Source organism: Streptomyces prunicolor NBRC 13075 (assembly GCF_000367365.1).
Taxonomy (GTDB): domain Bacteria; phylum Actinomycetota; class Actinomycetes; order Streptomycetales; family Streptomycetaceae; genus Streptomyces; species Streptomyces prunicolor.
In genome coordinates this window covers 1-11,607 of sequence record NZ_BARF01000107.1, presented here as the reverse complement: position 1 = coordinate 11,607, position 11,607 = coordinate 1, and the positions used below count along the sequence as shown (strand labels likewise).

15 protein-coding genes are annotated in these 11,607 nt (G+C 68.7%); 9 read left to right on the top strand and 6 right to left on the bottom strand.

The genetic code is table 11. The annotated features are described in order from the left end of the window. Positions 1–410: 410 nt before the first annotated feature. The gene (locus tag SPR02S_RS57775) at positions 411–1,307 is read left to right on the top strand and encodes an aminotransferase class I/II-fold pyridoxal phosphate-dependent enzyme (RefSeq protein ID WP_019063621.1); all 897 of its coding nucleotides are present in this window, start codon (positions 411–413) and stop codon (positions 1,305–1,307) included. A 54-nt stretch (positions 1,308–1,361) separates the two neighbouring features. Here the strand turns inward: SPR02S_RS57775 and SPR02S_RS44995 are convergent, their stop codons facing one another. Beyond that, complete coding sequence (locus tag SPR02S_RS44995; RefSeq protein WP_026151457.1) at positions 1,362–1,814, bottom strand: Lrp/AsnC family transcriptional regulator; 453 nt, start codon at positions 1,812–1,814, stop codon at positions 1,362–1,364. 160 nt (positions 1,815–1,974) lie between these two features. Between SPR02S_RS44995 and SPR02S_RS44990 the strand changes: the two genes are divergently transcribed. Beyond that, entirely contained in the window at positions 1,975–3,012 is a 1,038-nt protein-coding gene (locus tag SPR02S_RS44990; RefSeq protein WP_052347156.1) for a DMT family transporter, read from the top strand. Between the two features lie 32 nt (positions 3,013–3,044). Here the strand turns inward: SPR02S_RS44990 and SPR02S_RS44985 are convergent, their stop codons facing one another. Next, positions 3,045–4,127 carry an IS110 family RNA-guided transposase gene (locus tag SPR02S_RS44985; RefSeq protein WP_043258926.1) on the bottom strand — a complete coding sequence of 361 codons (1,083 nt, stop codon included), beginning with the start codon at positions 4,125–4,127 and terminating at the stop codon, positions 3,045–3,047. Between the two features lie 484 nt (positions 4,128–4,611). Here SPR02S_RS44985 and SPR02S_RS57770 point away from each other — a divergent pair, with 484 nt between their 5' ends. The 4 genes from SPR02S_RS57770 to SPR02S_RS44965 all read left to right on the top strand — a co-directional run bounded on the left by SPR02S_RS57770 (position 4,612) and on the right by SPR02S_RS44965 (position 7,612). Beyond that, positions 4,612–5,268, top strand: coding sequence for an IS110 family transposase (locus tag SPR02S_RS57770; protein WP_019063617.1), 657 nt, complete (start codon positions 4,612–4,614; stop codon positions 5,266–5,268). Between the two features lie 135 nt (positions 5,269–5,403). Further along, positions 5,404–6,063 (top strand): major capsid protein, encoded by a 660-nt coding sequence (locus SPR02S_RS59310; protein WP_019063616.1) that lies wholly within the window; start codon positions 5,404–5,406, stop codon positions 6,061–6,063. 400 nt (positions 6,064–6,463) lie between these two features. Beyond that, entirely contained in the window at positions 6,464–6,790 is a 327-nt protein-coding gene (locus SPR02S_RS44970; RefSeq protein ID WP_019063615.1) for a hypothetical protein, read from the top strand. A gap of 6 nt (positions 6,791–6,796) precedes the next feature. Then, positions 6,797–7,612: a hypothetical protein gene (locus tag SPR02S_RS44965; RefSeq protein WP_019063614.1), complete on the top strand. Its 816-nt coding sequence runs from the start codon at positions 6,797–6,799 to the stop codon at positions 7,610–7,612. A 12-nt stretch (positions 7,613–7,624) separates the two neighbouring features. Here SPR02S_RS44965 and SPR02S_RS44960 read toward each other — a convergent pair whose 3' ends face one another. Beyond that, complete coding sequence (locus SPR02S_RS44960) at positions 7,625–8,575, bottom strand: hypothetical protein (RefSeq protein WP_158697983.1); 951 nt, start codon at positions 8,573–8,575, stop codon at positions 7,625–7,627. A 648-nt stretch (positions 8,576–9,223) separates the two neighbouring features. Next, positions 9,224–9,508: a DUF6233 domain-containing protein gene (locus SPR02S_RS44955; RefSeq protein WP_026151456.1), complete on the bottom strand. Its 285-nt coding sequence runs from the start codon at positions 9,506–9,508 to the stop codon at positions 9,224–9,226. A gap of 91 nt (positions 9,509–9,599) precedes the next feature. On the opposite strand from SPR02S_RS44955, the gene SPR02S_RS44950 reads away from it, so the two are divergent. Then, entirely contained in the window at positions 9,600–10,031 is a 432-nt protein-coding gene (locus SPR02S_RS44950; protein ID WP_026151455.1) for an Rrf2 family transcriptional regulator, read from the top strand. An 83-nt stretch (positions 10,032–10,114) separates the two neighbouring features. Next, on the top strand, positions 10,115–10,531 hold the full coding sequence (locus tag SPR02S_RS44945; RefSeq protein WP_019063610.1) for a nuclear transport factor 2 family protein: 417 nt from the start codon (positions 10,115–10,117) through the stop codon (positions 10,529–10,531). Between the two features lie 23 nt (positions 10,532–10,554). Here SPR02S_RS44945 and SPR02S_RS44940 read toward each other — a convergent pair whose 3' ends face one another. Next, on the bottom strand, positions 10,555–10,992 hold the full coding sequence (locus SPR02S_RS44940) for a hypothetical protein (RefSeq protein ID WP_019063609.1): 438 nt from the start codon (positions 10,990–10,992) through the stop codon (positions 10,555–10,557). A gap of 47 nt (positions 10,993–11,039) precedes the next feature. Here SPR02S_RS44940 and SPR02S_RS63630 point away from each other — a divergent pair, with 47 nt between their 5' ends. Next, a complete protein-coding gene (locus SPR02S_RS63630) occupies positions 11,040–11,393 on the top strand; it encodes a hypothetical protein (protein WP_158697982.1) in 354 nt (117 codons plus the stop codon). On the opposite strand, the gene SPR02S_RS44925 is transcribed toward SPR02S_RS63630, so the two are convergent. Beyond that, the gene (locus SPR02S_RS44925) at positions 11,377–11,574 is read right to left on the bottom strand and encodes a hypothetical protein (RefSeq protein WP_019063606.1); all 198 of its coding nucleotides are present in this window, start codon (positions 11,572–11,574) and stop codon (positions 11,377–11,379) included. The genes SPR02S_RS63630 and SPR02S_RS44925 overlap by 17 nt on opposite strands. Positions 11,575–11,607 lie beyond the last annotated feature (33 nt).

Here is an 11,607-nt window from a genome sequence, read left to right as displayed (position 1 = left end):
GGAACGGCCCGGTCATCGCACGCTATGCGTCTGCCGTACCCGGCGCAGCACTTCCGGTGAATTCCCTGTTGAAACCCGTCCCGATGCTCTGACCTTGGGTGTTGCGGATGGGGTGGGGGTGGCGGGGGAGTACGGCAGCGGCCTGTGGGTGATGGGGGTGGCGGACCGGGGGCGGGTTTTCGGGGAGCTCTCGAACCCTCGGCGAGACAACGAACGGTGTCCCCTCGACGAAACGACGGGACGGTGTTTCGTCGCCCCGCGGCGGCAGGGCACGCGGCCCCGCCGGCAGGTCCGGCAGGTCCGGCAGGTCCGGCAGGTCCGGCAGGTCCGGCAGGTCCGGCAGGTCCGGCAGGTCCGGCAGGTCCGGCAGGCATGTGGCTGCCTGTCCGCGTTCGGGGGTTGATGTTCCTGTGGCCGGCACCGGTTCGGCGCGTGGTCTGGAGAAGGGTGCCGTGCTGGCGGGGCGGCTGCCGGCGGCGGTGGCCGGTGACCAGGACGGTGGCGGGTGTACGGCGGGTGTGGTGCCGGCCGGTGTGGGTGCGGCCGTCGGTCTGTTCGAGTCCGTGCGGTACCGGCTGGACCCGATCGTGGCGCGGATGGCGGGGGCCGTCCCGGTGGAGGTGCCGCTCGCCGAGGGCGTGCACGACCTGGACCCCATGGCCGCCGCCATCACCCCCAGGACCAGGGCCGTCTTCCTGTGCGAGCCCAACAACCCCACCGGTACCGCCGTTGGCACCGCCGAACTCGAGCGGTTCCTGGACCGGGTGCCCGGTGATGTCCTGGTCGTCCTGGACGAGGCGTACTTCGAGTTCTACCGCTCGCCGGGCGCTCCCGACGGGGTCGCGCTGCACCACGAGCGGCCCAACCTGCTGGTGCTGCGCACCTTTTCGAAGGCCTACGGGCTGGCCGGGCTGCGCGTCGGCTACGGCGTCGCGCAGCCCGTGATCGCCGAGGCGCTGCGCAAGTGCGCCGTGCCGTGCGGGGTCGGCCGCATCGCCGAGGAGGCCGCGCTGACCGCGCTGAGCGTGGAGAGGGAGCCCTTCGAACGGGTGGAACGGATCGTGGCGGAGCGGGAGCGGACCCGTGCGGCGCTCCTGGGGCTGGGCTGGGAGGTGCTGCCCAGCGAGACCAACTTCCTGTGGCTGGCGACGGGCGAGGCCTCGCAGGCGGTGGCGGAGCAGTGGGAGCGGCGCGGTCTGCTGGTCCGGGCCTTCCCGGGCAGCGGTCTGCGGGTGACCCTGGGCAGCCCCGATGCCAACGACCTGCTGATCACGGCGGCGAAGGAGACCGCACCACCGGCCCGGTGACCGCCCACGAGGCCACCGGCCCGGTGACCCGCCCGCGAGGGGTCCCCGCGGGCGTCAGGCCGGCCCGATGACCTTCTTGCGCATGTGCCCGTAGACCACCGAGGTCCGTACGTCGGCGAGTTCCGGACGCTTCGTCAGCTTGTCCAGGACCACCGCGTGCAGATGGTCGGTGTCGCGGACGGCGACGTGCACCAGGAAGTCGTCGTTCCCGGTGAGGACGAAGAGCGATATCACCTCGGGCATCTGCTCCAGGAAGGTCTGGAAGGCCTCGATCACCGCACGCGTCGGCGGGCGGACCCGTACGGCGATCACGGCCTGCAGGCCACGGCCGATCGCCGTGAGGTCGGCCTCCGCGTGAAACCCCGTCAGGATGCCGCGCTCGCGCAGCGACCGGATCCGCTCCAGACAGGTGGACGGGGCGATACGGAGCGCCTGGGCCATGTCCCGGTTGGTGCGCCGTCCGTCCTCCTGGAGCATCCGTACCAACGCCGAATCTAGTTCGTCCACACGTGCCTCACTCTGCAAAATCCGAAGGTAATTCGGATTGTACGCAGCTTCTTTGTGAATCTTGTTAGCCTCCTCGGAAAACTGCTGATTTTTGTTCGGCCGCCGGCTGTATGTCTGCATGTCCGGCAGCGGTAGCGGTGGTAGAGGGAGGCGACTTCGGATGCGTGAGCGAGGGCCCAGCGCGAGGGCGGTCTGTGCGGTGGTGGCGGCCGCCCTGTTCTGGAGCAGTTCCTACGCGGTGACCAAACAACTGCTGGACGAGGTCGGCCCGCTCAGCATCGGCGCCATCAGGTTCACCCTGGCGGCCCTGCTCCTGGGCCTGCTCATACGCCTGAACCGGCACCGCCCCGCCAGGCCGGACGCCCGCCAGCGCCGGCAGCTCTACCTGAGCGGATTCCTCGGCATCACCGTGTACTTCATCCTGGAGAACATCGGCGTCGATCTGTCAACGGCCTCCGACGCGTCCCTGATCGTGGCCACCTACCCCATGATGACGATGCTCCTGGAACTGGCCCTCCTGCGCACCAGAATGCCGCTGCTGCGGGTGACGGGCGTACTGCTGGCCACCGCCGGCGCCTTCCTCGTCGTACGCAACGGAGCCGAGGTCGGCGGAAGTTCACGGTGGGCGGGAGACATCCTGCTGTTGCTCGGCGGACTGGCCTGGGCCGGGTACAACGTGCTCACCAAACGCGTGAGCGCCGGCCAGAACGCCGTGAGCGTCACGTACTACCAGACCCTGGCGGGTGCGGCGGGATTCCTCCTCGCCTCGCTGCTGGAGGCCGGCGACTGGCGGATGCCGGGCGCGACCGCCTCGACACTGCTCGTCTACCTGGCCCTGGCGTGCTCGGTCGGCGGCTTCCTGCTCTACAACTACGGCCTGCGCCGGATGCCGCCGAGCGTCGCCGTGAACATCCTCAACCTGGTTCCGGTCATCGGCGTCATCGGCGCCGTCGTGATCAACGGGGAGACGATCCGGCTGGCCCAGGCGACAGGCGGCGTCATCATCATCACCGGGGTGGCACTGGGACTGATCGAGCGAGGGGAGAGGGCCCCGGCACCGGACGCGGACGACGACGACGGCGAGACGCCCGCGACCGCAACCGCGCCCGCCCGGGCCCGGACAGCGGCCGGGTCTTCGCCCAGCGACCCCGAAACCACCGTACCGGCCACCGAGTGCGCGATCGACGCAGCCCGATAGCCCCCCTGCCTGCCCGAGGCTGCTATATCGCGTCAAGCTGCTTGAGGAAGATCCTTAGGCTTCGTCCCGGTGTTCTGGCCGGAGCGTTCGAGGATCTTGAAGAGCTGTCGGCAGATGGTTCGTTTGAGGCAGCGTTGTGCGTCGCGGGAGGTCTTGCCCTCGCCGATTCGCCGCGCGACGTAGGTCTTCGTGGCAGGGTCGAGCCGCATCCGGATGAGCGTGATGGTGTGCAGGGCCCGGTTGAGTTGCCGATCACCGCTGCGGTTGATCCGGTGCCGGTTGGTCAGTCCCGACGACGCGGGGATCGGCGAGACTCCGGCGAAAGAGGCGAAAGCCGCCTCGGAGCGAAACCGGCCCGGATGCGACCAGCTCACCAAAATTTGAGCCGAAGTGATCGGGCCAACGCCGAGCAAATCGAGAAGATCGGGCGCCAACTGCCGTACCAGCACAAGGATCTCGTTCTCGAGGTCCTTGGCCTCGGCCTGCAGGGCCTGGATGCGCCGGGCGGTGGATCGCAAGGCCCGGGCGGTCATCCGGTGCTCGACGTCGTGCGTCGGGCGATCCCGCAGTTGAGCGCAACGGACGACTTGAGCCGGACCCTTGAGCTTTCGCAGCTCGGAGCGCAGATCGTCCGGTGCGGACACGATCAAGCCCTTGAGCTGATTGATCGCGGCGGTGGCAGCGAGGACCGCGCCGTGACGGGTCACGAGCAGGACGCGCAGGGCCTCGCGTTCACCTCTGAGCCGGGGCTGGATGAGGTGCTCAGTGGACAGGGCTTCCTTGGCCGCCCGGATGGCATCGATCATGTCGGTCTTGCGGCCGTCGCGAACGGTGGGCCGCTTGGGTCGCAGTACCTCGACGACCTGTTCGCCGGCCTGGCCGAGGAAAGCGGCCAGGCCGGCGCCGAAGCTGCCGACACCTTCCAGTGCCCAGCAGCGGCGGCCGGGGATCTGCCGGCGGGCGAAGTCGAGCAGGCGGCGGTATCCGCGGGCGCTCGCCGGGGAATCAGTGGTGGCCAGGACGGCTCCGATGGGGCTGACGGCTGCGGCGGCGAGGGTATCGCGGTGCGTGTCGACGCCAATGACGCCGTCGACCTGTTCTGCGAGCATGGTCACGCGGTTGTTCTCCTTGCTGGCTGGACGACCGTGGTCGGCGTCGGCCTGGGTGGAGTCACCGCGTGGCATAACTGTGATGAGTCACGTCGAGATGGCGGACAAGCTGCTGATCAAGCCAACGGGGTGGGCCAGGCCGACGCCGACGTCCGGCAGACAACTCGGGCGCACGGCAGGCTGCAACGAGCCGCCAATTACCTTGTGGGTCATGCCGGAACGTCGGCGCCAAGCCTGGCAGCAGCCCAACCCGGGCCGCAGTTCGACTATCACATTCTTCGTAGCGCCCGGTTCGGGCTCGTGGCCTCCAGGTCCGGTAGGACTCTTTGCCCCTGTTGTTGATGATCCGGGGGGTGCTGTCGCTGGTTCTGGTGGCACCGGCTGATCGCTGATGAGAGCGTGTCCGCCGTCAGGCGGGCTGCGTAATGTGGCTGTCGACTGCCGGTGCCCTGGCAGGCCACCCGGCATGAACTCCGGGGAGGGAAGGCCGGTGACCAGCAACTTCACGCCGATCGCAGTGTTCTGTGCTCTGGACGTGGGTAAGTCCGAACACCACGGCACGGCTCTGCTGGCGGACGGCCGGATGACCTTCGACAAGCCGCTGCCCAACAACGAACCGCAGCTGCGGGACCTGTTCGCCCGTCTGCAACGCAAGGGCAGGGTGCTGGTCGTGGTCGATCAGCCTGCCTCGATCGGCGCGCTGCCGGTGGCGGTGGCCCGCGCCAGCGGCTGCGAGGTGGCCTATCTGCCGGGCCTGTCGATGCGACGGCTGGCTGATCTCCACCCGGGCTCCGGCAAGACCGACGCCCGCGATGCCTTGGTCATCTTCGATGCCGCCCGCACCATGCCCCACCTGCTGCGAAGCATCACACCGGACGAGAGTGTCCGGGCCGAACTGGCCATGGTGCTGGGCCATGACGACGACCTGGCCGGTGATGCCACCCGCATCTCCAACCGGCTGCGCGGACTGCTGACCTCGATCTACCCGGCCCTCGAACGGGTCCTGGGCCCCCGCCTGCGTCACCCGGCGGTGCTGGCGCTGCTGCAGGCCATCGGCTCCCCGGCCGCGCTGGCCCAGGCCGGCCCCGAAGAGATCACCCGCACTCTCCTCGGGGCAGCCCCCGGATGCGGACCGCGCAGAAGATGACCGAGCAGGTCGTGGCCGCTCTCGCCGAGCAGACCGTGACCGTCCCCGGCACCGCGGCGGCCGGCGACATCGTCCCTGGCCTGGCCGAGGCACTCGCGGTCATCCTGCACCGCCGCGAGGTCCACGAAGGCCGCCATGGAGATCGCCGCCGGACAGATGCTGTCCACCGGCGTGGTGTCCCTGCCCGGAGTCGCCCTCGACGTCGACTGGAAGGTGCCGGCCGCCAACCGGCCGACGGTCGCGGTGCCGTGGTCCCAGTCGGATGCAGCCACCCCGATCGCCGACGAACTGGCGTGGATCCAGTACCTGAAGAGCATCGGCGTACCGCGCTCCGAGCGGGTCATCAGCTCGGAGAAGGCGCTGTCGCTGCTCGGGTCCACGGCGGAGTACCGGGCCGCGTTCCACAACTCGCCGTCCACCGACCAGATCCCGAGCGGCATGCTGGCTCCGGAGGAGGTCAACCGGGTCCGCGCCAAGTACAACCTGCCGCCCGTGACGACCTATGACGTGCAGGCGTACGACAGCAGCGACACCCTGGTGCGCACGACCCCGGAGTCGCTGTGGGCGATGATCCCGCCGCGCCGCGAACAGTGGGGCGAGACCCAGTACGGTCTGACCGCCGAGGCGATCGAGCTGCGCGGCAAGGGAGTCATCACCGCCGAGGAGGCCCCCGGCATCGTGATCACCACCCACGTGCAGACGCGTACCCCTGTCCAACTGTCCACGATCTCCGCTGCTGCTGCGATGCCCGTGCTGTACGTGCCGGACATCCACATCGCCGCGACGGTTTTCTAACGGGAGCTGGTCATGGCGAAGTTGGCGCGCACGGTATTCCTGCGAGACCCCGAGCAGGGCCCGGTCCGGCTGGAAGCGGGGGAGGAGGTTCCCGAGCGGCTCGCCCCGCTCATCCCGAACCCGGTCGCGTGGCCGGGGGAGGCTCCCTCTCCGGATGAGGCCACCCCGAACCCGGTCGGCGCGGACGGCGATGTGGGAGAGACGCCGACCGTGGCGGATCCTGCCCCGGAGCCGGATCCTGCCCCGGAGCCGGATCCTGCCCCGGAGCCGGAGCCCGTCAGGGTTCCGAGGCGACGGACCGCGAAGGTAGCCGGTGCGGGTGCGTAGGTAGCGGCACATCACCAGTGAGGCTCGGCACTGTCATGGTGCCGAGCCTCACCTCGTACGACAGGAGCATCGGATGGACATCGCTGTACGAGCCTGGTTGCTGGCTCAGCTCGGCCCGACCACGGACACCGCTGACCTGGATGCACGCTACACGCGGCTGACCTCCGCTCGTGCTGTCGCAAACGAGGTCCTGGCCGAGCGGCGCGCGAAGCTGCTCGCTGACCCGCTCCGCATGACCGTGGACCGCGTGGTCACCATCGACCAGAGCAACAACCTCGCGGGGCTCGAACGCCAGATCACTGCGCTCGTGGACCTGGTTGCACCGGACGAACTGGTCGATGGAGAGGAAAGTACTGACCTCGTGACCGCGCCGCTGCTGCGCGCTCGCCGGGGACGGTAGACCGGCATGCCGTACGAGTGGCCACCGCCGGTGCCCGGAGACCCGGACGAGATCGCACGTCGCGTCGCGGCCGTCCTCGAAGATGCCTGGCAGCGACTCGCCGCTCAACAGCGCGCCGTCCTCACCCAGTTCGCCGACAACCCGAGGGCGCCGCACACCGTGGCGACGTTGGAGGAGTTCAAGCAGGCGATCCGCGCCTTCCGCCAACGCGTCGACCAGGAGGCCCGGCAGTTCGTCCAACGGCAACTACCGCACCTGTACGCCGCCGGCGCTCAAGCCGCCGCCGAAGCCCTCGACGTGGCCTTCACCTGGACCACCTTCCACCGCGACGCCCTACAGTCCCTCGCGGCCGACTCCTACGCCGACTTCCTGTGCCGCTCGCAGGAAGCCGAGCGCATGGCGAACCAGCTCTATCGGGCGGCACGAGAGGCAGCCCGCCGAGAGGTCCCGCTGCTTGCTGCGGGCAACATGACGGCGAAGCAGGCCGCGAAGAATATGGCGGGCAGACTCGCGACCGAGCACAAGCTGACCCACGTCGTCTACCGCAACGGTGCTCGCGTCCCGGTCCGCGCCTGGGCCGAAGCTGCCACCCTCGCCAAGTCGGCCGTCGCCTACAACGCCGGCACCCTCAACCGCACCCGCCAGGCAGGCGTCACGATGGTTGAGGTCTTCGACGGCCTCGACTGCGGCTGGACCACCCATCAGGACTCCGACAAGGCCAACCGCACAGTGCGAACCGTCGAGGACGCCGCAGAGTGGCCGATTTCCCATCCGCGCTGCCGGAGGGCGTTCGGTCCACGGCCGGACCTGACGGCGGCCTGACGTATCCGGAGGTCAGGGCCGCCGGTGCGGCGCTTGGTTCAGTTTCCCGTCCACGGCGGCCTCGATCAGTCGATGCGCCTGTCGCTGTACTGCGGCAGGCTGACTTTCGAGGTTGCGTTCCACCTCGTTCGACGGCATATCGAGGACACGCCGGATCTCGGCCGTCAGCGCAGGAAACGGTTCCAAGGCGGTCGCGATGGTGTCCAAGTTCTCCTGGCATCCGGCACGGATCATCGCGACGACCATGGGTACGAGCAGCATCACGAACTCCGGATGGTCGTCGAGGTGCCCCACCCTTTCCATACCGGCGTAGTTGTCGTTGCCGAACACGGCGCCGATCATCCTGGCAACGAGAGGCAGGAACCGGAACAGCATCGCTACGAGCTGCCGAGCCGACTCCAGCTCCGCATCCGTTGCGTCCACGAGGGTCTCCGCCATCCTCGGCACGGAGATGACCTGCGCCGCATCGAACAGATCCTGCGCCGGACCGACCAGCCACGGCCCGTCCCCGTCCACGCGCTGCCGACGCCCCGGAGAGACACCGAGAACCCTTTCGACGGTCTCGGCTTCCTCCTCGGTCGTGTCGAGCGTCTCCCCGAACGCGAACAGCCGAAGCATCAACTCGACCGCCTTGGTGCGCTCTGAAGCCGTCACCCGTACTGTCCGCGGCAGGGCGTTCGGTCCGCGCCGTGCAGCCAGAGTCGAGGCGATGGAGTTCAGCGCGGCCTCGCGGTCCGACGCCGGATCCAGTTTCCGGCGGGAGGCCTCCGCCTCAAGTTCGCGTTCCAGCGTCTGGGTCATCGTGGTGAGGCCGGCACTCACGGATTCACGCACAGCGCTGGTCGCGATAGGGAAACCGTCGAGCCATAGCAGCACCCGCAGCACGTTGCGGTCCTTCGTGTGCTCGCGCCAGCGCATGAGGCTCACCAACTGCCGCTCGGCGCCGGGCGGGTACAGCCACACGGGCTTGCGACCTCGATTCGGCCCGCGCTGAGGGTGCGGGAGCAGGCCTTGTGCACGGGAGCGGAACTCCTCCAGCAGCCGCTCGCTTACGGGGTGCCCGGCTGCGGCTGCGGCCTGGAGCAGATCGTCGCTCTCGATACCTGCGGGGTCGACAGTCATGGAGAGAGCGTAGCCCCGTAAGTACTCCCAGCAGAGCATTCGATATCTCCTTCGTGCTGGGTACTCCCACGGGAGGCTCCGATAACTTGCAAACTGGCTATACCTCCTTGCTACCTGCATATTCACCCTGCTTCGCTGAGAACACAGGCCCCCTCCTGGGGCGAAGTCGACGCACATACAGAGAGGCAATATCGTGCCTAAGAAGATCACTGCGGCGATCGTAGGGTCCTGCGCTCACACGATCGCGAAGAGATGGGCGCTCCAGAACGGGCTGCAGGAATGGGAGGCTGCTGCGCTTGCGTGGGTGGCGGGCGTGGTCGTTTCAGCTGCCGTCATGCGCGCGTGAGGGCTGCCCGACCCGAGATTCCTCGGTCACACGCGAGAGTGGGCCCCGTACTCGATGCCGGTACGGGGCTAACTGTGCGCCCCGCAACGGGGGCGAGGAGGGCTGCGCCGACCTGCGGACGAGTGGCACAAAGGAGGTGCTGGCTAGTCGGTGATGTGCAGTGCGGTGTCTGGGCGGCAGATAGGGCAGGCAGGCTCCCCGTCGACGGTGAGGAGGCGGCGGGCGCCGTCCTGGTCGACCTGCCGTCTTCGGCGGCCGGCCATGCCGCAGTCGCCGACGTGCACGGCCAGCGGGTGCCCTGTGGCGCGGTTGAGTTCGAGGATCCAGTCTGGTATTGGCCGGCGGTGCTCCTCTTCGGCCTGACGCTGTTCCAGTTCGGCGGCCTTGCGGTCGATGCGGGCCAGCCACATGGCATGCCAGGTCCGCATTCTGAGGAATCAGGTTCGTCAAGCGCGGCAGCGGCGTTGTAACTATTACTGTTACGATGAAGTTGAAGGTTCGAGGGAGGTGAGGTTCGAGGTGAGTGCCAACAGCAGGCTGACCATCGCGGCGCATGTGCTCACGTGGATAGGTCTGTATCAGCGTCGCGGTCGCGAGGTAGCCACCTCCGAGCAGATCGCGACGAGCGTCAACACCAATCCGGTGGTGATCCGTCGCCTCCTGGCCGAACTGCGCAAGGCCGGCCTCGCCGACTCGCGGCGAGGTACAGGAGCAGGCTGGATGCTCGCCCGGGACCTGGCATCGATCACCCTGCTCGACGTCCATGAGGCGATCGGCGCCGGGCCGGTTTTCGCTCTGCACCGCTCGCTGCCCGACCCCGAGTGCGTCGTGGGCCACGGCATAGGGCCGGCGCTGGCCTCTGTCTACGACGAGATCGAGGCTGTCCTCCGTGGGGAGTTGGCGAGAACCACACTGGAGGACGTCCTGCGGGACGTGCTCAAAACCGCCTAGCCCACCCCCTGGTCTCGGTGGTGGCACGTTTCCGCGCCCGTCAATGTAACAAAAATGGTTACCTCGAAGATTCGGAGAACCCCATGGCAACAGACACCCAGACCTCACGGGCCGTGGCCGAGCAGTTCGTGGAGCGCCTCGGCAGGCAGGACCAGGACGGCATCCAGGAACTGTTCGCGGCAGACATCGACTGGCACGTCCCCGGCAACGACGAACTGCCCTGGACCGGCCGTCGTGCCCATCGGGAGGAAGTCGCGCCGTACTTCACCACGATGTGGCCGCACTTCGTACCCGGCAAGAGCAAGGTCGTGCTGGAGCGGGTCATCGTCGACGGCGGTGACGTGATGCTGCTGGGGGTCTTCACGCACACCGTCGCGTCCACCGGCAAGGAGTTCACCACCCCGTCGGCCATGCACCTGGTGGTCGAAGACGGCGAGATCGTCCGCATGCACCTCTACGAGGACACGCTGAGCGTCGACCAGGCGTTCAACACCGACTGAGAGCGAAACAAGCTGGCGGAAGGTCAGGGGCGGGATACGACGTCGCGGACCTTGTGCAGCCGCCGCACTCCTTCCGCCGGTTCGTAGAGGGCGGCCAGGCGGGCGGCGGCGGAGAGGGCCAGGGCCATGACCCGCTCTTCCTGGGACAGGAAGGAGAACCGGCCGCCGCCGTCCCCTGCGAGCGCGCGGACCGCAGTGGCGACCGGCTCGGTCATGGACACGCTCTCCAGCCACACGAGTCCGGCGGGCGGCATCACGGCCCGCCGGTGCGGGGAGAAGCCGGGGTCGAGCATGACCGCGCCGGACAGCAGTCCGGAGGCTTGTTGTTCCATGTAGTCGGCGGCGAGCGGGGAGAGGGCCGGCGCCGCGGGCACCGCCCCTGCGAGGTAGGCGAGGACCAGGTCCACTGCGGCGGTCTCCCCGGCGACATGGTCGGCGTCGGCCGGTCTGTGCGTCGTCATGTCCGGCCAACGACCCGGCGCCCGGCCGCGATTCGGGTTGCAGGGAGTTGCATCCGCTGCTGCGTCAGGCGCTGCCCGCGCGGCGACCGGGCGTCCCGCCATATGCGGCGCTAGCTGCCGAAGCCGCGCTCGATCGCGTGCACCGTATTTTGCGTCAACTGCTCAGTCTGGCCCGCAAGGGTGAGGACAGTGTTGAGGCCGCGGGCGGGACCGGACACCAGTCCGGGCCCCGCTGGCCTTTCATGCTGCGCCGGTCAGCCGCTGACGTGGGCGGTGTTGTCGAGCCAGTGCTGGGCGAGGATCGTGTGCTGCTGACCCTGACCCGGCGACTTCCCCTCACCGACCGCGAAGCCACCGGCATCCGGGTCGACGGCGTGTGCGAGGTCAGACGCGCGTGTTGACGTAGCGCACGAACGTGCCCCACCCCGCCTGCACCGGCGCCATGCACCACTGGCACAGCAGGCTGCCGCCGGACCCGTACTTGTGGGTCTTGCGCTGGCATCCGGAGCAGAGGCCGACCCGGTCCCCGGGGCAGGTCAGTGCGGACGGGTCGGGTTCGGTGCGCGGGGGAGCCGTGGTCATCGGGAGGGTCCTGTTCTAGGCGGTCATCACAAG